The sequence below is a fragment of the Collinsella aerofaciens genome (assembly GCF_039752985.1).
Taxonomy (GTDB): Bacteria; Actinomycetota; Coriobacteriia; order Coriobacteriales; family Coriobacteriaceae; genus Collinsella; species Collinsella aerofaciens_BT.
In genome coordinates this window covers 9,507-32,035 of record NZ_JBDMHA010000021.1, presented here as the reverse complement: position 1 = coordinate 32,035, position 22,529 = coordinate 9,507, and the positions used below count along the sequence as shown (strand labels likewise).

Sequence of the window (22,529 nt, the reverse complement as noted above, 5' to 3'; positions counted from 1 at the left end):
TAAAAACTGCAAGACCGTCAAGCTAGAGCAGAACTACCGCTCCACGGGTCATATCCTGAGCGCCGCCAACGCCGTGGTGCGTCACAACTCGCAGCGCAAGGAGAAGCGCCTGTTTACGGCCGAGGGCGACGGCGAGAAGATCCAGGCCTTCCAGGCAAGCGATGAGCGCGACGAGGGCCGCTGGATTGCCGGCGAGATCGAAAAGCTGCACTCCAAGGGCACGAGCTACGACGATATTGCTGTGTTCTACCGCACCAACGCCCAGTCGCGTATCCTCGAAGATATGTTCCTGCGCGCAGGCGTGCCCTACAAGATTGTGGGCGGCACGCGATTCTTCGATCGTGCCGAGATCCGCGACGTCATGGCCTACCTCAAGATGATCGTGAACCCGGCAGACGAGATGAGCGTCAAGCGCGTCATCAACACGCCGCGCCGCGGCATCGGCTCCACCTCGATCCAAAAGATTGAGCAGCTGGCGCGCGACAACCGTTGCTCGTTCTTCCAGGCTTGCGAGATCGCGTGCGCCGAAACCGGCATGTTTAGCGCCAAGGTGCGCAATGGCCTGTCGAGCTTTGTGTCGCTGGTGCGCGAGGGTCGCCGCATGGACGGCGAGCTCAAGGACGTTGTCGAGATGATCGTCGATAAGACGGGCCTGCTGCAGGCTTTCCGCGCCGAGGGCACCATGGAGTCCGAGAGCCGCGCCGAGAACATCCAGGAATTCCTGGGTGTCGCTGCCGAATTTGAGGAGACGCATGAGGATATCGAAGGTACGCTCGAGAGCTTGGAAGAGCTGCGCGCTGCCGGTGTTGCCGATGTGCCTGTCAGCGCCGAGCCCGAGCCCGTCGTGGTGAGCGCGCCTGCGCCCGAACCGGGGCCGTCTGCCCCGGTATCCTCGTTTGAGGCGCTCGTTGGTGCGCGTGACGCCGCGGGCTCCAATCCGCTCGATAGCTTGGCCGCTCCGGCGCTGTCTCCGCAGGATGCCCTGGCCGCCGCCATCGCGGGCAACGCGTATGCCGTGCCAACAGAGTTGCCGGCGGGTGCCGTGCATGCCGACGAGATCGAGCGCACCTACGGTCCGCTCACCTGTAAGGCGCTGCCGGCGCTCATGGAGTGGCTGGCCTTGCGCTCCGACTTGGATTCCCTGGCCGGCGAGACGCATGCCATCACCATGATGACCATCCACTCCGCCAAGGGCCTGGAGTTCCCGGCGGTGTTCGTGGCCGGCATGGAGGAGGGTATCTTCCCGCACGTGCACGACTTTGGCGGCGGCGATGACCCGGGCAAGCTCGAGGAGGAGCGTCGCCTGGCCTACGTCGCCATCACGCGCGCCCGTAAGCGCCTGTTCTTGATCTATGCGGCCACGCGTCGCACCTACGGCTCGACCTCTGCCAACCCGCGCTCGCGCTTCCTCAACGAGATTCCGTTTGAGGATATCGAGTTTAGCGGCATCGGTTCTGCCGGTTTTGAGGGCACGGGCTGGGAGAAACGCGGCGACCGTCACGGCACCTTTGGCTCGGGCATGGGCTCGGATATGTACGGCGGCAAGGTGTTTGGTTCGCATACGCGCTCGACCGGCGGTTCCGGTTCGCGCGGTGGATCGAGTTTTGACGATTTCTTTGGCGGCAGCAGCTACGGGACCGAGCGCCATCGTGGGGTCTCGCCCGACGCCGGCCGTGTTGCCTCGACCTTTGGTTCGGGTGCGCCGCGAGCCAAAAAGCCGTCATCTAAGGTGTCGCCGACAGTGGAGCGCAAGGTCGATCGCGCTAGCGCGTCGCAGGACTTTGCCGCAGGCGATACCGTGAGCCACAAGACCTTTGGCACGGGTACCGTGATCTCGGTCGTCGGAGACATGATCGAGGTTCAATTCGAAAAGACCGGCCAGACCAAAAAGCTTATGAAGGGCTTTGCTCCAATTGTCAAGCTGAATGCCTAGCTGCGAGGTTGACCGGGCGCGCCGGGGGCTTTGGTCGCCTGCTCGGGCAGTCCTGCTCGCACGGAGAGCACATTAAGTGCTCTCCGGCTCGTGCGGAACTCGCGATCGACCAAAGCCCCCGGCGCGCCCTCTTCCTTGTGGCGTTTTGGCCTGCAGCTTGCGAACGTTGCTCTGCTCGTCCGCTTTTTGATTTGGAGAACCGGGTGGGCTGAAATGTAGATACGAGTAGGGGCTCCTCCGTTGATGAACGGGGGAGCCCCTTGTTTCGTTTTGGTTGTTGTTGTGACCTAGAGGTGGCTGATGATCAGTTCCATCTTGCCTTCGAGGTCGATGGAGCTGACGGTGCTGGGGGCCAGCAGGTGGCTTCCCTTGCGGACGGGGTCGCCGCAGATGGTGCCTTCGCCGTCGATGACCGACAGGCACATGAAGGGCCAGCGCTGGTCGAGAGTCTTGCTGCCGTCGACACGCACGCGATCGACGGTGTAGCAGGGGTTGGACTCGAGCTCGGTCACGCCGTCGACCTCGGGCGCGGTCACGGTGCCGTCGGTCGGAGCCTGAGCATCAAAGTCGATGCAGTCGAGGCTCTGCTCAATGTGCAGTGGACGCAGTTTGCCGTCGGTGCCGGGGCGGTCGTAGTCGTACAGGCGATATGTCACGTCGCTCGACTGCTGCGTCTCCAAAATGAGCGTGCCGGTCTTGATGGCGTGAACGGTGCCGGAGTCGATCTGGAAAAAGTCTCCCTTGTGAATCGGCAGCACGTTGAGCATCTCGTCCCAACGGCCCTCCTCGATCATCTGTGCAGCCTCGGCGCGGTCGTGCGCGCGCTGGCCGATAATGATCGTGGCACCGGGTTCGCAGTCCAGCACATACCAGCACTCGGTTTTGCCCAGGCTGCCGTTCTCGTGCTTGGCGGCGTACTCGTCATTGGGATGAATCTGGATTGAAAGGTCGTCCTTGGCATCCAGAATCTTAATGAGCAGCGGGAACTCCTTGCTCTCGCAATTGCCAAAGAGCTCGCGGTGCTCGGCCCACAGCCATGAAAGCGTGTGGCCTGCATACGGGCCCTCCGCAATCTGGCAGTCACCGTTGGGATGGGCCGAGATGGCCCAGCACTCACCGATGGGACCTTCGGGAATGTCGTAACCAAATACGGTTTCGAGGTGGCGGCCACCCCAGATCTTCTCGTGGAAGATCGGCGTCAGTTTAATCAAATCGGACATATTCATACCCCCATTATGTTGCGCGGGCGTTGCACAAAACAGCTCAAAACGAGCGCCCGCGTGACTATAAAAACCTATGCCAACGTTACGTTGTGCAGTTCAAAGCGGTCGCCAACGTTGCGCGAGATCGAATACTCAAAGGCGGCGCCGCTGTCCAAAAAGCCAATCTGGGTGAGCTCGAGCAGGGGAGAGCCAAGTTTGGTGTCCAGACGCTCGGCTTCTTCTTCGGTTGCTGCCACGGCGCGAATGGTACGGTGGAAGCTCGAAATCTTCAGCCCACATTGCTCGCGGATGAAGTGGTAGACCGATCCGTACAGGTCCTTCTTTTTAAGGCCTGGAATCAGCTCGAGGGGCATGTAGGTGTACTCGATAACGATGGGCTTCTCATCGGCCTGACGCACGCGCACGACGTGATAGGCAAAGTCATCCTCTGCAATTCCCAGCTGGGCTGCGATGTCCGCTGGTGGATTAACGATCGAGAAATCGTAGACCACCGAGGTCACCTTCTCCCCGCGGTGCTCGTACGAAAAGCCTTGGGCACGGTCGTTTTTGCCTTGAAAAAACACCTGGCCGGGAAGCCCCGCCGTGTCCTTGACGTAGGTGCCCGATCCGCGCCGGCTGGTAATAAGGCCTTCCTCGGTGATCTGCTCAATCGCTCGTTTGACGGTGATTTTGGAAACGCTATAGAGCTCACAGAACTCAACGACGGTGGGCAACTTATCGCCCGGCTTAAGGGCGCCGTCCTCGATGCTTCGACGGATATCTGCAGCTATCGCCTCGTATTTGGGAATCAAGGAACCTCCTTTCCAACTTGATTGAGAATAAAAGAAAGTATAGTCAACACCTAAGTATCTCTATTGAGTTATTGAAAAGTTCGAGAAAGATAAAATTAAAAGTCGCCCCGCTTGTAAAATTAGAGCGTTTTAAATGATAAACATCTGAGTAGTGTCGTGTTGAGAAATGATCGGTCCGAGGACGGGGCCGAACCGATATAACACCCAGCGAACCGAATCTCGTACTCTGCGCTTCCCCAGATAAAACCTGCCAAAACAAACCTGTCCTTTTTGGTAGGTTTTTGCCTTGGGAGCGGTACCATACAGGCAATGTTTAAACGAGAAAGGCGGGCTCCCATGGAACCTAAGCAGTATTACATCGGCATCGACGTCGGCGGCACCTCGGTCAAGGAGGGTCTGTTCGATGAGGACGGAAACCTGCTTGCCAAGGCCAGCGTGCCCACGCCTCCCATCGTTGACGCTGCGGGCTTTGCCGCGGTGACCGAGGCTATCGACCAGGTGGTCGCCAAGGCCCAGATTCCGCGCGCCTTTGTGGCGGGTATTGGCCTGGCCGTTCCGTGCCCCATCCCGGCATCGGGCGATGCCAAGGTCAAGGCCAACATTGCCATTAACCTGCCCGAGCTCAAGATCGCCATTCAGGAGCACTGCCCCGACGCGGTCGTTAAGTACGAGAACGACGCCAACGCTGCTGCTATGGGCGAGGCCTGGCTCGGCTCTGCCAAGGGCGTACAGAACGTGGTGATGGTCACCATTGGTACCGGCGTGGGCGGCGGCGTTATCGTTAACGGCGACGTGGTATCGGGCATTGTGGGTGCTGGCGGCGAGATTGGCCACATGTGCCTGAACCCAGCCGAGGAGCGCACCTGCGGTTGCGGCGGCCATGGCCACCTGGAGCAGTATTCCAGCGCCACCGGCGTGGTGAGCAACTACCTTGCCGAGTGCAAGAAGGCGGGCGTCGAGCCCATCGAGCTGACCGGCCCTTCCGATTCCAAGGACGTGTTCCAGGCTTGTCGCGAGGGCGACAAGCTCGCGCTGGCCGCGGCCGATACCATGGCCGACTATCTCGGTCGCGCACTGGCGCTTATTGCCAACGTGGTTGATCCCGAGATGTTCCTCATCGGCGGCGGCGCCTCCGCCTCGGCCGATGTCTACCTCGACAAGGTTCGCGAGCACTTTAAGCAGTACGCGCTTTCCGCCTCGCGCGAGACGCCCATTAAGGTCGCTTCGCTCGGAAACGACGCCGGCATCATCGGTGCCGCCTACGTAGCCCTGCGCGCTGCCGGTAAATAGCTGGTGCAAGGGGGACAGGTTACATTGCACCAACATGGTGCAAAAGGGACAGCCTTGGCCCCCGTGCCTGCGCCCCAAAATATGCCGTGGCCCTTCCGTCTGCGAAGGCTCGGCATCGGCGTGCTACCATAGCTACGTCCAAGTACACATATCAAGTGGAGGATATCCATGGCAAACGTTCTTGTCTTTGGTCACCAGAACCCCGATAACGACGCCATCATGAGCGCCGTCGTCCTGTCCCAGCTGCTCAACCAGGTTGAGTATGCCGGCAACACCTACGAGGCCTGCGCCCTTGGTCAGCTTCCGGCCGAGTCCGCCAAGCTGCTCGCCGACGCCGGCATCGCCGAGCCCCGCGTGATCGAGTCCGTCGAGGCTGGTCAGCTCGTCGTCCTCACCGACCACAACGAGTCTGCCCAGTCCGTCGCCGGCCTTAAGGACGCCACGGTCTTTGGCGTCGTCGACCATCACCGCATCGGCGACTTCGAGACCGCCGGTCCGCTGCACTACATCTGCCTGCCCTGGGGCTCCAGCTGCACCATCGTCACCAAGCTTGCCGGCGTGCTCGGCGTTGAGCTTTCCGACGTCCAGGCCAAGCTGCTGCTCTCGGCCATGATGACCGACACGCTCATGCTCAAGAGCCCCACCACCACCGATGTCGACCGCGCCGTCGCCGCCAAGCTTGGCGAGCAGGTGGGCGTCGACCCGGTCAAGTTTGGCATGGAGGTCTTCCTCACCCGTCCGTCCGGCTCCTTCACCGCTGCCGAGATGGTCGGCAATGACATCAAGATGTTCGAGCCTGCCGGCAAGAAGCTGCTCATCGGCCAGTACGAGACTGTCGACAAGACTCGCGCACTCGGCATGATCGACGAGATTCGCGAGGCCATGCGCGCCTACGCCGCCGAGAAGGGTGCCGACGGCATCGTCCTGTGCATCACTGACATCATGGAGGAGGGCTCGCAGGTCCTGCTCGAGGGCGAGACCGAGGCTGCTCAGAAGGGCCTGGGCATTGCCGACGAGCACGACGGCGTCTGGATGCCGGGCGTCCTCTCCCGTAAGAAGCAGGTCGCTGCCCCCATCATGGCCGCCTGCTAGGTTTAGTTGACCAAACGCCACGACCGGATCGCGGACGCCCCGCGCTCCGGTCGTTTTTTTGTGTACGGCGCCGCGTCGTCTCTTGGACAGGCGTGCCCGTGCCGTTGAGCAAATAATGTTCAACCTGTGGTTCCGCTTTTCGGCCACGCCTGCGTTCTTGTCGTGCAGGGTAGGCTAGATGCAAGCGTAATACGTTAGAGCGCGGCGCCGCCACTTGGGCGGGCCGTGCTTTTTTAAGACGGGAGCCATCCCGTGAAAGGAGCCGCCCATGGCAGCAACTGAGCAGCTATTCAACGTTCGTGAGCGCAAGCGCTTTGAACGTCACGACATCTGGGAGCGCATCGCCGAGAACGGCACGATTTCCGCCGCCGTCATGGTCTTCGCCGCCATCGCCGCCGTCATTTGCGCCAACACCGATGCCTACGAGGCTATCCATCACTTTTTGGAGACCCCGCTGTATGTGGGTCTGGGTAACCTGACGGCCGGTCTCACCGTTGAGCTTTTCGTCAACGACTTCCTCATGGCGATTTTCTTTTTGCTGGTGGGCATCGAGCTTAAGTACGAGATGACAGTCGGCGAGCTCAAAAACCCGCGTCAGGCCATGCTTCCCATGCTGGCGGCCGTGGGCGGCGTCGTCGTTCCCGCCTGCATCTACCTGATCTTTAACCATGCCGGCGCCCGCAACGGTTGGGCCATCCCCATGGCAACCGATATTGCCTTTGCGCTGGGCGTGCTGTCGCTTTTGGGCAATCGCGTGCCCAACGGCGTGCGCGTGTTCTTCTCGACGCTCGCCATCGCCGACGACCTCATCTCCATCGCCGCCATCGCCATTTTCTACGGTCAGAGCCCCAATCCGTTTTGGTTGGGCGCCGCCGCGCTTGTGACCTGCGCGCTCGTGTGGCTCAACAAGACGCAGCATTACCGCCTTGCCCCGTATTCGGTACTGGGTCTGCTGTTGTGGTTCTGCATGTTCAAGAGCGGCGTACATGCCACGCTTGCTGGCGTCATCTTGGCCTTTACCATTCCGGCCAAGTGCGGCGTCAAGCTCGACAGCCTCACCGATTGGCTGGGCGAGTGCCTGCCGCTGCTCGATGACCGCTACGACGACGAGGCACACATCCTGGGCCAGCATGACTTTACCGTCTCGACCACCAAGGTCGAGCGCGTCATGCACCGCGTGACCCCGCCGCTCATCCGCATGGAGCGTCTGATCTCCACGCCGGTCAACTTTGTGATTCTGCCGATCTTTGCGTTCGTCAACGCACAGGTTCGCCTAGTGGGCGTGGACATGAGCACGCTGCTCACCGACCCGGTGACGCTCGGCGTGTACTTTGGCATGCTGCTGGGTAAGCCGATCGGTATCTTTGGCATGACGTTCGCCTTGGTCAAGCTCAAGGCCTGCGAGCTGCCGCACAATGTCAACTGGCACATGATTGCCGGCGTGGGCATTCTGGGCGGCATCGGCTTTACCATGTCGATTCTCATCAGCGGCCTTGCCTTCCCGACGGCTGAGTTTGAGGTTCTGGCCGCCAAGGCCGCTATTCTCGCCGGCTCTGTCACCGCGGCCGTACTTGGCATGATCTACATGAGTGTGATCTGCAAGCACCCCGCGCCCAAGGACGAGTAAGAGCACATACAAGTTTGAAAACGCCGCCTGTGAACACCATCACAGGCGGCGTTTTAGTCATTCGGGACGTTCTTAAATGACTAGGTTATTCCACGGTGCCGTAGATGGCGCCCCAGCCGTGGGCGGCCAAGGCGGAGTTGAGCTGGTCGCAAAGTGACTGGCGGTCGTAATAGCCGGGCGGTAGCAGGTTGACGATTTCCATGAGATCGGGCGCCAGGTCCAAGATTTCGGCCTGTACGATCAGATCCAGGCGGTCGATGGCGTGGCGGTCGTAAAACAGTCCGTCGACCAGGCGCTGCAGGTCGCCGAATTCCTCGGCCTGGAACGATCCGTACTCCATAGTGCCTCCTTGGGCGCCCCACGCCGGCATGCGCGGCGATTCGTAATTTATTGCGATGGACTTAATCTATCACGGCTTCATAACGTTGTGGCGGTGGCGGTCTATACTTAGACGAACTGCAACGTACCGCTTCGCGAAAGGTCGCACCCCATGCAGACGATCTACCAGAAGATGGAAACCACCGAACTCGATGCCGCCATCGAGGCACTCAAAGCCGAGGTCGCCGAGGTCAAGGCCAAGGGCCTGGCGCTCGATATGGCCCGCGGCAAGCCGTCGCCCGCCCAGGTGGACATCTCGCGCCCCATGCTCGATATCCTCAACGCCGACGCCGATCTGCACGATGGCAACGTCGATTGTTCCAACTACGGCTGCTTCGAGGGTATTCCTTCGGCACGCAAGCTGGCAGGGGAGTTTCTGGGCTGCCCCGCCGAGCAGACGCTCGTGCTGGGTTCGTCGAGCCTGCTGATCGAGCATGACATCGCCGGCATGTTCTGGCGTTGCGGCTCGTGCGGCAGCGAGCCCTGGGACGCCTACGAGGCCGCGCACGACGGCAAGAAGGTCAAGTTCCTGTGCCCCGTTCCCGGCTACGATCGCCACTTTGGTATCACCGCCGACTTGGGCATCGAGAACGTCCCCGTCGCGATGACTGACAACGGCCCCGACATGGACGAGATCGAGCGCCTCGTTGCCGCCGACGATTCCATCAAGGGTATCTGGTGCGTGCCCAAGTATTCCAACCCCACGGGCATCACCTTTAGCGAGGATACCGTGCGCCGCCTGGTCGAGATGCCCACAGCCGCGCCCGATTTCCGTATCTTCTGGGACAACGCCTACTGCGTGCACGACCTGTACGACGAGACCGACGAGCTCGCAAACATCTTTGACCTCGCTCGCGCGGCGGGCACCGAGGACCGCGTGGTGGCCTTTGCCTCGACGTCCAAGATCACCTTCCCGGGCGCCGGCATCGGCTTTATCGGTGCGAGCCCCGCGGTCATCGCCGAGTTCTCCAAGCGCCTGAAGGCCGGCCTCATCAGCGCCGACAAGCTCAACCAGCTGCGTCACGTGCGCTTCCTTCCTACCATCGAGGCGGTCAAGGAGCACATGAAAAAGCATGCCGAGTTCCTGCGTCCGCGCTTTGAGGCCGTCGAGCGCAAGCTCACCGAGGGCTTGGGCGACACGGGCTGCGCCACTTGGACGCACCCCCGCGGCGGCTACTTTGTAAGCTTCGATGGCCCCGAGGGCTCGGCCCAGAAGGTCGCCGCGCTTTGCGCCGACCTGGGCGTCAAGCTCACGCCGGCCGGTGCTACCTGGCCCTATGGCAAGGACCCGCGCGACACTAACATCCGCATCGCGCCGAGCTATCCCACGGTCGAGGACCTGGAGGCCGCGCTCGATGTGCTGGTGCTGGCCGTTAAGCTTGTCGCTGCCGAGCTTGCGCGTGCCGAGCGCGCCTAACGCCTAGGGCCCCGCAAGTTCGCGCCCAGTACTATCAGCACTCTCGATTCGCAAAGGAGCGTATACATGGATTTGGGTATTTCCACCAACCCCACGCCGGAGCTCTACACCATTAAGGTAACCGGCGAGATCGATATCTCTAACGCCGATAGCCTGCGCAATGCCATCGACCTGGCGCTCGAGCAGCCCACTGAGGCCGTTGAGCTCGATTTTGCCCAGGTGAGCTACATCGATTCGACGGGCATTGGCGTGCTCGTGGGCGCCGCACACCACGCGGTCGACCACGGCAAGCGCTTTAGCTGCACCAATGTGCAGCCCCCGGTGATGCGCGTGGTTCAGCTGTTGGGTGTCGACCAGGAGATTTCGATCACCGCTGCATAATCTTTGCCCCCAAAAGGGCGTGCCGTTTGGCATATGTTTGTGATGCGCTCGGACGTTTTGGCGTCCGGGCGCTATACTTGACCGAATGAATAGACGAGTTCCGGCCGAATGGCGCGGTGCGGGCTCGACTCACATCGAGCCTTGGAGGTATGTGTGTTTGGTATTGGAGAGGGTGAGCTCGCGATCATCGTGGTCTTCGGCTTTTTGCTGTTTGGCCCGGATAAGCTCCCGCAGATGGGCCGCACGATCGGCCGTGCCATCCGTCAGTTCCGCGAGACGCAGGAAAAGATGACGGCCGTTGTTCAGTCCGAGATTATCGATCCGGTGAGCGAGGCCGCGTCGGCCCCGGTCAAGCCCAAGAAGGCTGCTGCGACCGACGACGATTCCGATGCGGACGAGGATGCCGCCGAGACGGCAGCGCCCGCCAAGAAGGAGACCTTTGCCGAGCGTCGCGCCCGTCTTGCTGCCGAGAAGGCCGCAAGCGAGAGTGCCGCTGAGGGAGAAGGTGCTGCCGAGGAGGCTGAAGCCGAGGGTCCCGAACCCGCCGCTGCCGGGTCCGAGGCTGCAGCCGCTGTCGAGCCCGCTCCTGCCGCCGAGCCCGAGCCCGAGCCGGCAGAGCCCACGACGGCTGACCTCTACGCCCGTCGTCCCCGCAAGCGCAAGGCCGTCGTCGACCAGCTCGCTCGCGAGCTCGAGGCCGAGGACGAGGCTGCCACCGCCGACGCCTCGAAGGGAGGCGATGAGTAATGCCTATCGGACCTGCGCGCATGCCGCTCTTCGATCACCTGGGAGAGCTCCGTCGCCGCCTGACTATCGTGGTCGTGTCGGTGTTTGCCGCCGCCATCGTGCTGTATTTCGCCACGCCCGTGGTGCTCGACATCCTGGAAGACCCCATCCGCTCCTTTGTGCCGGACGGTAAGTTCTACATCACCACCACGCTCGGCGGCTTTGGCCTGCGCTTCTCGCTGGCCATCAAGATGGCCGTGGTCATGTGCACGCCCATGATCATCTGGCAGATTCTGGCATTTTTCCTGCCGGCACTGCGTCCCAACGAGCGCAAGTGGGTTGTGCCTACGGTGCTCGCCTCGACGGTGCTGTTCTTCCTGGGCGCAATCTTTTGCTACTTCATCATTATCCCGGCAGGCTTTGAGTGGCTCATCGGCGAGACCTCTGCCGTCGCAACCGCGCTGCCCGACCTGGAGAACTACGTCAACATGGAGCTGCTCTTTATGATCGGCTTTGGTGTGGCGTTTGAGCTGCCGCTCATCATCTTCTACCTGTCCGTCTTCCACATCGTGTCCTACGCGGCCTTCCGCGGCGCCTGGCGCTACGTGTACGTGGGCCTGCTTGTGGGCTCGGCTGTGATTACGCCCGACGGCTCGCCCGTTACGCTGGGCCTCATGTATGGTGCCCTGCTCTCGCTCTACGAGATTTCGCTCGCCATTGCCCGCGTGGTCATTACCGCGCGCGAGGGCAAGGAGGGCTTGTTTGTGAGCCGTCTGGACCTGTTCTCGGACGATGAGGACGACGAGGAGTAAATCGGTATGCACGAGGTTGGCATTGTCAACGGCATACTCGATACAGTGATTCGCGCGGCGCGTGGGGCGGGGGCCTCGCGCGCCGTTTTGGTAACGCTGCGTATCGGGGATATGACCGAAGTTGTGCGCGAGGCGCTCGACTTTGCGTGGAAGACATTTCGCGATGAGGACCCGCTCACGCGAGGTTGCGAGCTTGCCGTGGAGGAAGTCCATCCACAAAGCGAGTGTCTGGACTGCGGGGAGGTCTTTGAGCACGATCGCTTCCATTGCCGCTGTCCCCAATGTGGCGGCGCCAACGTGCGTCTGCTGCACGGCCGCGAGCTCGACATCGCAAGTATCGAAATCGAAACCCCCGACGATTAGCCCGCTAGCCATCTGGTGATGGGGTATAAAGGGGCCAAAGTAAGGAGTGCCGAGTATGGCTGAGAAAACGATTGATATCGCGTCGCCGATTCTGTCGCGCAATGAGCGCCTGGCAGATCAGCTGCGACAGCGATTTAAAGAGACAAACACCTATGTGATCAATGTGCTGTCGAGCCCCGGTTCGGGCAAGACCACCACGATCCTGGGCACCAACGAGCGCCTGCGCGACAAGGCTGGCCTGCGCTGTGCCGTCATCGAGGGCGATATTGCCTCGGATGTCGACGCCATCACCATGAAGGAAGCCGGCATGCCCGCCATCCAGATCAACACGGGCGGCCTGTGCCACCTCGAGGGCAACATGATCATGGAGGCGGTTGACGCGTTCGACCAGGCCGTCGGTCTGGAGAACATCGACGTCATCTTTATCGAAAACGTGGGCAACTTGGTCTGCCCGGTCGACTTTGACCTGGGTGAGAACCTGTCCATCATGATTCTCTCGGTGCCCGAGGGCGACGACAAGCCCATCAAGTACCCGGGCATCTTCCAGCACGCCGGCGCGCAGCTGCTCAATAAGGTCGACGTGGCCCCGGCTTTCGATTTTGACATGGATAGGTATACTAAGACACTCGATGACCTCAATCCGCAGGCGCCGCGGTTTGCCGTGAGCGCGCGCAAGGGCGAGGGCATGGATGCCTGGTGCGATTGGCTCATCGGGCAGATTGAGCAAGCAAGGGCGTAAGTCGGCCGCCATACGGGCGGGCGTAGCCGCAGAGATACGAGATAGGAGCCTCTTTTGAAGCTCATCATCGCCGAGAAAAATGACGCCGCGCGTCAGATCGCCGAGCGTCTGTCCACGGGTAAGCCTAAAAAGGACAAGGTGTACAACACCGCCATCTACCGTTTTGAGTGGAAGGGCGAGGAGTGCGTGACCATCGGCCTGGCCGGTCACATCCTTGCGCCCGATTTTTGCGACAGCGTGCTGTTCGATAAAAAGCTGGGCTGGTATTCGGTTACCGAGGACGGCGAGATGCTACCGGCCGACATGCCCGATGGCCTGGCACGCCCGCCCTACGACACCAAGCGCAAGCCGTTTCTTGCCGACGGCATCTCCATCAAGGGCTGGAAGCTCGAGAGTCTGCCGTATCTCACCTGGGCACCCGTCATTAAGCTGCCGGCCGAGAAGGAACTCATCCGCTCGCTTAAGAACCTCGCCAAAAAGTCCGACAGCGTCATCATCGCCACGGACTTCGATCGCGAGGGCGAGCTGATCGGTTCGGACGCCCTCAACAAGGTGCGCGAGGTGGCGCCCGACTTGCCGGTCGCCCGCGCCCAGTATTCTTCGTTTACCAAGGCCGAGATCACGCAGGCCTTCGATAACCTCGTCTCGCTCGACCAGAACCTGGCCGACGCCGGCGAGAGCCGTCAGCACATCGACCTCATTTGGGGTGCGGTGCTCACGCGCTACCTGACGCTCGCCAAGTTTGGCGGCTTTGGCAACGTGCGTTCCGCCGGCCGCGTGCAGACGCCGACGCTTGCCCTGGTGGTCGAGCGCGAGCGCGAGCGTATGGCGTTTGTGCCCGAGGACTATTGGCAGATCCGCGGCATGGGCGCCGCGCAGGGTGCTGCCGAGGACGACCGCTTTAAGATCGCGCACAAGACGGCACGCTTTACCGACAAGGATGCTGCTGAGACGGCATACAACCATGTTGACGGCGTCGCGACGGCAACCGTCGCCGCGGTGACCAAGCGCTCGCGCAAGCAGCAGCCGCCCACGCCGTTTGCGACTACCTCGCTGCAGGCTGCCGCCGCAGCCGAGGGCATCTCACCTGCGCGTACCATGCGCATCGCCGAGTCCCTCTACATGGCGGGCCTTATCAGCTACCCGCGTGTCGACAACACCGTGTATCCCGCGACGCTCGATCTGGGCGCCGTAGTGAGCGACCTGGCAAAGATCAACCCGGCGCTGGCGCCCGTGTGCAAAAAGGTACTCGCTGGCCCCATGAAGCCCACGCGCGGTAAAGTCGAGACCACCGACCACCCGCCTATCTACCCCACGGGCGAGGGCGATCCGTCCACACTCGACGGCGGTCAGCGCAAGCTCTACGACCTCATCGCCCGCCGCTTCCTGGCGACGCTCATGGGTCCCGCGACCATCGAGAACACCAAGCTCGAGCTCGACGTCAACGGCGAGCCGTTCGTGGCCTCGGGCGACGTGCTCGTGACCCCTGGCTTCCGCGAGGCCTATCCGTACGGCCTTAAGCGCGATGAGCAGATGCCGCCGCTGGAGCAGGGCGACACGGTCGACGTGTTCGACATTAAGCTCGAGGCCAAGCAGACCGAGCCGCCCGCGCGCTACAGCCAGGGCAAGCTTGTGCAGGAGATGGAAAAGCGCGGCCTGGGTACCAAGTCCACGCGCGCGAGCATCATCGAGCGCCTGTATGCCGTGCGCTATCTCAAAAACGATCCCGTTGAGCCGAGCCAGCTAGGCATCGCCATCATCGACGCGCTGTCGCAGTTTGCCCCGCGCATCACGAGCCCCGATATGACCAGCGAGCTCGACGGCGACATGACTCGCGTGGAGCGCGGCGAGGATACCGAAGAGCATGTCGTGACGCACTCGCGCGCGCTGCTGGCTGGCGTGCTCGACGAGCTGCTCAAGCACACGCAGGAGTTGGGCGACGCCATCAGCGACGCCGTCACGGCCGATGCGCGCGTGGGCGCTTGCCCCAAGTGCGGCAAGGACCTGGTTATGAAGACGAGCGCCAAGACCCGCGGCAGCTTTATCGGCTGCATGGGATGGCCCGACTGCGACGTGACCTATCCGGTGCCGAGCGGCGTCAAGGTGAGCCCGCTCGAGGGCGAGGCGGCCGTGTGCCCCGAGTGCGGCGCGCCGCGCATTAAGTGCCAGCCGTTCCGCCAGAAGGCCTTCGAGATTTGCGTGAACCCCACGTGCCCCACCAACTACGAGCCTGACCTTAAGGTGGGCGAGTGCAAGGTGTGCGCCGAGGCCGGACGCCATGGCGACCTGATCGCGCACAAGAGCGAGAAGAGCGGCAAGCGCTTTATCCGCTGCACCAACTACGATGACTGCGGCGTGAGCTATCCTCTGCCGGCGCGCGGTAAGCTCGAGGCGACGGGTGAGACCTGCCCCGAGTGCGGTGCCCCCATCGTGGTGGTCAACACGGCGCGCGGCCCGTGGCGCATCTGCGTGAACATGGACTGCCCGACCAAGGAGAAGAAGCCCGCCCGCGGCCGCAAGACTACGACCAAGGCGAGCACGGCGAAGAAGACGACGGCGGCAAAGAAGACTGCTGCCAAGAAGACGACCGCCAAGAAGACTGCCGCGAAAAAGACGACCACCAAGAAGGCGGCCGCCGACAAGTAGCGGCGCAGCCGAAACATAGCCCAAAACAAAAACGAGCGAGGGTCCCATGATCCTCGCTCGTTTTTTGCGTAGTCATTGGGGACGTTCTTGAATGACTAGTCGTTTAAGACCGTCGCATGCGACTAGTTCACTTCGACGGGTTTGGCGCCGGGATAGCGCTCCTCAAAGTCTAGGCGGTACTTATTGTCATTGGTGCCCGCCACGTTGTCGCGCGACAGCGGCGCCACGATCTCATTCTTGTGGTCCGCAGGCTTGGCGTATTTCAGGCTGATCTCCCAGGCATCACAGATTGCGTCAATGCGGTGATCCAGGTCGTCGTACAGGGCAACGATGTCTTTCCAGGAGCTGTAGTTCTTGGAGCTCGTCGGGACGTCTAGGTCCTCGACGATGTCGTAATACTGCTCGATGGTGTCCTCCGTGCGCTCGGCGACGTCGGCGAGATTTTGACGGGTGGTTCGATCCTCTTCCAGATAGCTGCCGTTGAAGTTCTGTGCGCAGCCACGGACGTAGTTGTCGAGGTCTTCGAGCAAGTCGTAGTATTCGCTCAGTCGGCGGTAGAGGTTCTGCTCGGAGAGCGTTGCTTCGCCGCCATCCTCGTCGTCATCGTCATCATCGTCGTACAGGCTGTTGGGGTCGCCGAGAGGCCTTAGGTCATCGTCGTCGACGTCATGGTGCAGCTTAGCTACCTCGGCAGTCGTCTGCGTGGCGGCGTTGTCGAAAGGCTTGATCACAAAGAAAACGACCAGGGCGATGATGATCGCCACCAGCACAACGATAACGGCGATAAGCGGCCCGGTGCCGCTCTTCTTGGGAGCGGGGGTCTGTGGCGAAGCGGGCGCGTATGCGGGAGCCGGCTGCTGTTGGGGCGAGCCGCTCGCGACGGGTATGCGCTGCGTGGTCTCGACGGCCGCGGGGCCTGCGGCGGGGTCGGGGCGATGGGCGAGGGGGTCGTCCGCCTTGGCTTGCGGCGTATCGAGGGAACCGGTCTGCTCAAAAGCGGGCTGGCTATCGCTCGCGGTTGTTTGCTCAACGGGTGCACCGCACGAGGTGCAGAACTTGGCATCATCTGCAAGAAGCTTGCCGCACGAGGCGCAATACCGAGACATTGCCACTCCTTTCGCCACATTTCAATGCAATACGACGATTATACCCAGCGTCCAAAATTCCCCATCATAAGTTGCGGTGAAATAGGGACTGTTTGGCGGTCTCGGAGCTTCAATCAGTCCCTATTTCACCGCAACTTTGGAAAGGCACCTTTAGCCATTGGGGACGCACCGAGCACTGGGGTATGATGGCTTGGTTGCTATAATTCGCATTTACGCGCCTTGTAGGAAGGGGCTGCGCCCATGGCTTTTGAGCCCGCTCAACATAGCTTTATCACGCTCGAGGGCGTCGATGGCGCCGGCAAGTCCACGCAGGCGCGCCTGCTTGTCCGCGCTCTTGAACTCGCTGGCTACCAGGTTGTGAGCCTGCGCGAGCCGGGCGGTACCGCCATCAGCGAAAAGATCCGCGCCTTGCTGCTCGACCCCGCCAATACGGCGATGGGCGACACCTGCGAGCTGCTGCTCTACGAGGCTGCGCGTGCCCAGCTGGTGCACGAGGTCATCGCCCCCGCGCTCGCAGCCGGCAAGGTGGTCCTGTGCGATCGCTTCTACGATTCCACGACCTGCTACCAGGCGTTTGCCGACGGCCTCGATCGCCAGATGGTGCGCGATGCCAACAACCTGGCCGTCGCGGGAACGCACCCGGCGCTCACGCTCGTCTATCACATCACGCCCGAGCAGGCGGCGCTGCGCATGGCCGCCCGTGGTGCGGCAGACCGCATGGAGGCCAAGGGTATGGCCTTCCAAGAGCGTGTTTACCAGGGATTTTGCGCCATTGCCGCTGAGGAACCAAACCGCGTAAAGCTCATCGACGCGACCGCGTCCATCGAGGACGTCTTCGCGCAGACGGTTGAGCAGGTTTGCGCCTACGGCCTCCACATTTCCCAGGATGCCGTCGCTGCCGCGCTAGCCCAGGAGGCCGAGTAATATGGCCCCCGCTCAGGCAAGCCTGCTGGCCAAGCTCGACACCCAACAGCGCGTGCGCGACTTTTTGACCAACGCCATCGCAAGCGGCCGCGCATCGCACGCCTACCTGTTCTTGGGCGCGCTCGGCGCGGGCAAGCTCGACGCCGCGTGGGCGCTCGCCCAAGCCTTCCTGTGCGAGCAGGACGGCTGCGGCTCATGCGATGGCTGCGTGCGCGTCGCCCGCCATACGCACCCCGATGTGCACTATTACACGCCCGAGAGCGCCACGGGCTACCTCATCGCCCAGACCCGCGAGCTGCTCGACGACGTGCCGCTGGCGCCCATCCGTGCCAAGGCCAAGGTCTACATCATCGACCGTGCCGAGCAGCTGCGCGCCAACACCGCCAACGCACTGCTCAAAACGCTCGAGGAGCCGCCCGAGGGCGTTATGTTTATCTTGCTGGGCACCTCGGCAGACGTGATGTTGCCCACTATCGTGAGCCGCTGCCAGTGCGTGCCGTTTCGGCTGGTATCGCCCGCCGTCGCCGCGCAGGCCGTGAGCCGCGCCACCGGTCAGGACCCTGCGCGTTGCCGCATGGCGGTCGCCGTGGCGGGGAGTCCCACGCGTGGCATCGAGTTCCTCAAGAGCGCTGAGCGCCAGGACGCCCGCCGTCAGATGGTTCGCGCCATCGATTCGCTTATCGCCGCCGACGAGGCCGACGTGCTCAGCCGCGCCAAGTCGCTCATCGTCGCCGTTAAGGCGCCGCTCGCCGAGGTCAAGTCCACGCAGGAAAAGGTGCTCGAGCAAAACGCCGACTACCTGTCGCGTGGAGCATTGAAGCAGCTTGAGGACCGCAACAAGCGCGAACTCAACGCGCGCGAGCGTTCGGGTATCATGGAAGCGCTGGCGAGCGCGCGGACGCTCATGCGCGACGTGCTGCTGACGCTTCAGGACGAGGCGGCCGACGTGGTGAACGAAGACGTGCGCGACACGATCGGTCGGCTTGCCGCCGCGACCAATGTTGCGGGTGCCACCCGGGCGCTCGAGGCAGTCGCGACCGCCGAGCGCAACATCGCCAGAAACGTTACTCCCCAGCTGGCCATCGAGGTCATGCTGTTCGATATCAGGAAGGCACTGAAATGCCGTTAGTCGTACCCGTTAAGTTTACCTACGCCTCGCGCGACCTGTGGTTCGATCCGCAGGATCTGGATATCCTCGAGGCCGATTATGCCATTTGCTCCACCGAGCGCGGAACCGAGATCGGCCTGGTCACTGCCGATCCCTTTGAGGTGCCGCAAGATGAGATCGGTCAGCCGCTCAAGCCCGTGCTGCGTGTGGCGAGCGACATCGACCTGCAGCTTGCCGACGACCTGGCCATCCAGGGCGACGAGGCCATGGTCGACTTCCGCCGCCTGGTCAAGGAGCTCGACCTCGAGATGAAGCCGGTCGGCGTCGAGTACCTGTTTGGCGGCGAGAAGGCCGTGTTCTACTTTGCGGCCGAGGAGCGCGTCGATTTTCGCCAGCTCGTCAAGGATCTGTCCTCGACGCTGCATATTCGCGTCGACATGCGCCAGATCGGCGTGCGCGACGAGACCCGCCTGGTGGGCGGCTATGCCCAGTGCGGCCAGGAGCTCTGTTGCACGCGCTTTGGCGGACAGTTTGAGCCCGTCTCGATTCGCATGGCAAAAGAGCAGGACCTGCCGCTCAACTCGTCCAAGATCAGCGGCGTTTGCGGCCGCCTGATGTGCTGTCTGCGTTATGAGTTCGAGGCGTACAAGGACTTTAAGAGCCGTGCGCCCAAAAAGAAGACGCTCATCGATACGCCGCTTGGCAAGGCGCGTATTCAGGAATATGACACGCCGCGTGAGCAGCTGGTGCTGCGCCTGGAGAACGGCAAGGTCTTTAAGGTCAACCTGGCCGATATGACGTGCTCGGAGGGCTGCAAAAAGAAGGCCGCCGAGCAGGGCTGCAACTGCCGCCCCGACTGCGTGACGCGCGACGTGCTCGAGCGCATCGAGTCGCCCGAGATGCGCCTGGCGCTCATGGAGCTCGATCGCGAGAACGGCGTCGACGTGGGCGATGGCCTGTCGAGTGCCGACCGTCTTGCCGGCACGTCGATGCCCAAGCGCCGTCGTCGCGATGCCGAATCCGATGCTCGCGCCGGTCAGGGTCAGGGCGAGGGTCGCGGCCGCGGTAAGGGTCGCGGCAAGGCCGAGGCACCCGAGGCTGAGGAGGCTGCCGGTGGACGTCGCCGCCGCAAGCGCGCGGGTTCGGGCGATGCCGGCGAGGCCGCTCCCGCGGGCAAGAACGCTTCTCGCGAGCGCGAGGTTCAGCAGCCCCAGCAGCAGAATCGCGGCGGTGGCATGAACCCCACACGTCGCCGCCGTCGTCATCTGTCGAGCGAGGAGCGCGAGGACGCCTTTCGCGCCGCAGCTGCTCGCGAGGCCGGTGCCGCTTCCAAGGGCGCCTCGGCCTCCGATGCGCCTGTCGACAAGGGCGGCAAGTCACGTGGCGAGGAGGAGCGCGCGCCGCGTCCGCGCCGTCGCCATTCCTCGGGCGCGCAGCAGAAGCCCTCAGTGCCCTCCGTGGCCGATCAGGTCTCGGATGGCGAGGTCAAGGTCACGCGCCGTCGTCCCGGAGATGGCGGGGGAGCGGCTGCCAAGGCTTCGCGTGGCGCCGCTCGCGACGAGCGCGAGCCGCGCGAGGATCGCGGTGGCGAGGGCTCGGCCGACCAGGGTCAAAAGCGCCGTCGCCGTCGCCGTTCCCGCAAGCCGCGCCAGGATGGTGGCGAGGGCTCGACCCCGTCTTCGTCCGCACCACAACCGCCCGCCGGCGAATAACGCCCGCGAGCGGATTTAGCCCGCCTTGCCCCGAGCGCATCGGGGTATCATAGCGCCGAATCAACAACCCTCCCTGCGACCGAACGTAGGGAGGGTTGTGTCTTGAAGAGCCATCTGAACATATTGAGCCGTCTGCAGGGCGCCGGCGCCCTACCGTTTGCGGACGAATTGCTACCGTTTGCCGAGTGGGTGGCACGCGAGGCGCTCGAGGCATTGTCGCCAACACGATGTGCCGGCTGCGAGCGCGCCGGTGCGCTTATTTGCCAAGACTGCCTGACCGCGCTCACGCTCATCGACCCACGTCATAGCTGCACCCGATGCGGCGCCCCGTTTGGGGATTTGCTGTGCACTGAGTGTTCGGTCGAGGGCACGTCCTCGGCAATGGCGGAGGCGCTCGACCGCTGCCTGGCGTGCGCCGTCTATGCGCATCCGCTGCCGCGCATCATTAAAGCGTACAAGGATGCGGGCGAGCGACGTCTGGCTCCGTATCTGGCGGAGCTGCTCTACGACACCGCCCTGCATGCCCAGGTCGTAGCGCCCGATCGCTATGGAGGTGTGCTGTCCGGTGCGGATGCGGTGGTGTTTGTGCCTGCGACGGCGGTAGCGTTTCGGCGGCGTGGTTTTGATCATATGGAGGCCATTGCGCGCCCATTTTGCGAGCTGTCGGGCGTGCCGTTGCTGGACGCCCTGGTCAAGTACGGCCATGGCGACCAGCGCGAACTCGGTCGTGAGGAGCGCCGCGAGCGTGCCCAAGGCATGTATGAGACGGTTGAGGACGTGCACGGCCGCCACCTGCTGCTTATCGATGACGTTATCACCACGGGCGCGACGATGGCCGCGGCTTCGGCGGAACTCAAGCGCGCCGGCGCTGCGGCAGTCGATGGCCTTGCTATCGCACGTGTTTGGTAGGGGTGATTCATGTGGCGGTAACAATCAGGTGGTGCAACAAACCGACAAAAGAGCAGCTAGCGGCTTCCGTAATCCTAACTGGCGCCTCGGCGCTACGCATGATGCGCGCCGAGCGCCGGCAGATGGGCTACATAAGCTGGAAGGACCTTAATCCCGATGAAGAGCGCCGTGTGCTGCGCACATCGTCGCCCTCGACCGAGGACATCTATCTTCCCGATTTGGTGCGGATTGGGGCCGCAAGCGGCGAGGCGCAAGAGGATTTGTGCTTGCTGGTAGGGTCTGCAGCGCAGCGCCGCCGTATTCTTGGCGTGAGCTGGTCCGTATGCTCCGAGTTGCCCGCCGGCTCGATTCTAGAGGTGGAACCGGGGGTGTACAGTCTATCTCCCGAGGCCCTTTGCGTAGCCGTCGTGCGCGAGGTCGGCTGCATCCAGGCATTTGCCCTGGCCCAGGAGCTGTGCTCTAAGATTTCACTGAGTGACCGCGGGAAGTATCTGCCTCCCTACACCTCGCCTGTCGTGAACAAATTGGCAAAGGACAAAGACCAGCCGCCAGATGTCGGTTACTTTGAGATCGAGTCCGTGCTGACACCCGATTGCCTGGTAGATTACCTCGCGGCATGCAAGGGGAGCGCGGCCAAGCAGCTGCGGCGGCTGTGTCCCTATCTGTCGGAAAACCTGCGTTCACCCATGGAGTGCATCATGCTTGCCATGTTTTCGCTTCCGTTTTCCTATGGCGGATTTGCCTGTGGTCCCTTTAAGACCGACTACAAGATCGAGTTCAACGACCGTGCACAGGCGATCTCGGGGATGCCGCATGTGGTTTGCGATGCCTTTCAGGAAGCAGCCCGGTTTGACTTGGAATACAACGGTGAGCTGGGCCATTCTTCTCGGAGGGGACGTATCCATGATGAAAAGCGCAACACGGGCTTGATTACTATGGGAATCGAGGTCGCGACGGTCAACAACGAAATGCTCTGTGACATGGAAGCGATGGAAGCACTCGCATGGCGCATGCACCAGCGTATGCGAAAGCGGTACCGGAATCGTGTCGATGCCCGCAGGAAAAAGCAAGAGGCGCTGCTTAACACGCTGCGGGCGTGTTTTGGGCTTAAACCCGCCTAACAATGCTCTGAAACAGGGAGTTGGATATATGCTCTGGCCAAAATATAGCAAATATGAGTACTGCTACAAATTCAGTAACAGTAAAATCAGGGATTTTGGGACTGGAAGATGGGGTAAATTAGAAAGTTATTAAACAAATGTGGAATATCCTGGCATCAATCTGACGTTATAGAGCGTGAAAACAGCTTGCAGAGCCAAAAACTCCTGCTACTAAATTGGTAACAGTACTCA

20 protein-coding genes are annotated in these 22,529 nt (G+C 62.1%); 16 read left to right on the top strand and 4 right to left on the bottom strand.

Annotated features, from left to right (window positions below; genetic code table 11):
• Window positions 1–1,933: ATP-dependent helicase (locus ABHR76_RS04285; RefSeq protein ID WP_346976894.1), on the top strand; the 1,933-nt coding region annotated here is incomplete at its 5' end.
• A gap of 287 nt (window positions 1,934–2,220) precedes the next feature.
• Here the strand turns inward: ABHR76_RS04285 and manA are convergent.
• Both manA and ABHR76_RS04275 read right to left on the bottom strand, forming a co-directional pair.
• Window positions 2,221–3,159: a mannose-6-phosphate isomerase, class I gene (manA, locus tag ABHR76_RS04280; protein WP_346976893.1), complete on the bottom strand. Its 939-nt coding sequence runs from the start codon at window positions 3,157–3,159 to the stop codon at window positions 2,221–2,223.
• A 68-nt stretch (window positions 3,160–3,227) separates the two neighbouring features.
• Window positions 3,228–3,947: a GntR family transcriptional regulator gene (locus ABHR76_RS04275; RefSeq protein ID WP_346976892.1), complete on the bottom strand. Its 720-nt coding sequence runs from the start codon at window positions 3,945–3,947 to the stop codon at window positions 3,228–3,230.
• Window positions 3,948–4,283: 336 nt separating this feature from the next.
• Here ABHR76_RS04275 and ABHR76_RS04270 point away from each other — a divergent pair, with 336 nt between their 5' ends.
• From ABHR76_RS04270 to nhaA, 3 genes are all read left to right on the top strand, one after another.
• Window positions 4,284–5,237, top strand: coding sequence for an ROK family protein (locus ABHR76_RS04270; protein ID WP_346976891.1), 954 nt, complete (start codon window positions 4,284–4,286; stop codon window positions 5,235–5,237).
• A 168-nt stretch (window positions 5,238–5,405) separates the two neighbouring features.
• Window positions 5,406–6,329 (top strand): manganese-dependent inorganic pyrophosphatase, encoded by a 924-nt coding sequence (locus tag ABHR76_RS04265; protein ID WP_118226883.1) that lies wholly within the window; start codon window positions 5,406–5,408, stop codon window positions 6,327–6,329.
• A 268-nt stretch (window positions 6,330–6,597) separates the two neighbouring features.
• Entirely contained in the window at window positions 6,598–7,956 is a 1,359-nt protein-coding gene (gene nhaA, locus ABHR76_RS04260) for a Na+/H+ antiporter NhaA (protein WP_346976890.1), read from the top strand.
• A gap of 85 nt (window positions 7,957–8,041) precedes the next feature.
• Here the strand turns inward: nhaA and ABHR76_RS04255 are convergent, their stop codons facing one another.
• Window positions 8,042–8,296: a hypothetical protein gene (locus ABHR76_RS04255; protein ID WP_055285533.1), complete on the bottom strand. Its 255-nt coding sequence runs from the start codon at window positions 8,294–8,296 to the stop codon at window positions 8,042–8,044.
• A gap of 150 nt (window positions 8,297–8,446) precedes the next feature.
• Between ABHR76_RS04255 and ABHR76_RS04250 the strand changes: the two genes are divergently transcribed.
• From ABHR76_RS04250 to ABHR76_RS04220, 7 genes are all read left to right on the top strand, one after another.
• Window positions 8,447–9,751 carry an aspartate aminotransferase type Ic gene (locus ABHR76_RS04250; protein WP_346976889.1) on the top strand — a complete coding sequence of 435 codons (1,305 nt, stop codon included), beginning with the start codon at window positions 8,447–8,449 and terminating at the stop codon, window positions 9,749–9,751.
• A 66-nt stretch (window positions 9,752–9,817) separates the two neighbouring features.
• Window positions 9,818–10,132, top strand: coding sequence for an STAS domain-containing protein (locus tag ABHR76_RS04245; protein WP_035137695.1), 315 nt, complete (start codon window positions 9,818–9,820; stop codon window positions 10,130–10,132).
• Between the two features lie 153 nt (window positions 10,133–10,285).
• Window positions 10,286–10,879, top strand: coding sequence for a twin-arginine translocase TatA/TatE family subunit (locus tag ABHR76_RS04240; RefSeq protein WP_346976888.1), 594 nt, complete (start codon window positions 10,286–10,288; stop codon window positions 10,877–10,879).
• Window positions 10,879–11,670: a twin-arginine translocase subunit TatC gene (gene tatC / locus ABHR76_RS04235; protein WP_022093860.1), complete on the top strand. Its 792-nt coding sequence runs from the start codon at window positions 10,879–10,881 to the stop codon at window positions 11,668–11,670. Before ABHR76_RS04240 ends, tatC begins: the two co-directional genes overlap by 1 nt.
• 6 nt (window positions 11,671–11,676) lie before the next feature.
• On the top strand, window positions 11,677–12,033 hold the full coding sequence (locus tag ABHR76_RS04230; RefSeq protein ID WP_346976887.1) for a hydrogenase maturation nickel metallochaperone HypA/HybF: 357 nt from the start codon (window positions 11,677–11,679) through the stop codon (window positions 12,031–12,033).
• Window positions 12,034–12,088: 55 nt separating this feature from the next.
• Entirely contained in the window at window positions 12,089–12,772 is a 684-nt protein-coding gene (gene hypB / locus ABHR76_RS04225) for a hydrogenase nickel incorporation protein HypB (protein WP_138374518.1), read from the top strand.
• A gap of 54 nt (window positions 12,773–12,826) precedes the next feature.
• Window positions 12,827–15,418, top strand: a complete 2,592-nt coding sequence (locus ABHR76_RS04220; protein ID WP_346976886.1) for a DNA topoisomerase I — start codon at window positions 12,827–12,829, stop codon at window positions 15,416–15,418.
• A gap of 122 nt (window positions 15,419–15,540) precedes the next feature.
• Here the strand turns inward: ABHR76_RS04220 and ABHR76_RS04215 are convergent, their stop codons facing one another.
• Window positions 15,541–16,524 (bottom strand): zinc-ribbon domain-containing protein, encoded by a 984-nt coding sequence (locus tag ABHR76_RS04215; RefSeq protein WP_346976885.1) that lies wholly within the window; start codon window positions 16,522–16,524, stop codon window positions 15,541–15,543.
• Between the two features lie 240 nt (window positions 16,525–16,764).
• On the opposite strand from ABHR76_RS04215, the gene tmk reads away from it, so the two are divergent.
• The 5 genes from tmk to ABHR76_RS04190 all read left to right on the top strand — a co-directional run bounded on the left by tmk (window position 16,765) and on the right by ABHR76_RS04190 (window position 22,298).
• Window positions 16,765–17,448: a dTMP kinase gene (gene tmk, locus ABHR76_RS04210; RefSeq protein ID WP_346976884.1), complete on the top strand. Its 684-nt coding sequence runs from the start codon at window positions 16,765–16,767 to the stop codon at window positions 17,446–17,448.
• Between the two features lies 1 nt (window position 17,449).
• The gene (locus ABHR76_RS04205; RefSeq protein ID WP_117769914.1) at window positions 17,450–18,577 is read left to right on the top strand and encodes a DNA polymerase III subunit; all 1,128 of its coding nucleotides are present in this window, start codon (window positions 17,450–17,452) and stop codon (window positions 18,575–18,577) included.
• A complete protein-coding gene (locus tag ABHR76_RS04200) occupies window positions 18,568–20,268 on the top strand; it encodes a PSP1 domain-containing protein (RefSeq protein WP_346976883.1) in 1,701 nt (566 codons plus the stop codon). Before ABHR76_RS04205 ends, ABHR76_RS04200 begins: the two co-directional genes overlap by 10 nt.
• Window positions 20,269–20,370: 102 nt before the next feature.
• Window positions 20,371–21,177 (top strand): ComF family protein, encoded by an 807-nt coding sequence (locus ABHR76_RS04195; protein WP_346976882.1) that lies wholly within the window; start codon window positions 20,371–20,373, stop codon window positions 21,175–21,177.
• Window positions 21,178–21,275: 98 nt separating this feature from the next.
• The gene (locus ABHR76_RS04190) at window positions 21,276–22,298 is read left to right on the top strand and encodes a hypothetical protein (protein WP_346976881.1); all 1,023 of its coding nucleotides are present in this window, start codon (window positions 21,276–21,278) and stop codon (window positions 22,296–22,298) included.
• Window positions 22,299–22,529: the final 231 nt, after the last annotated feature.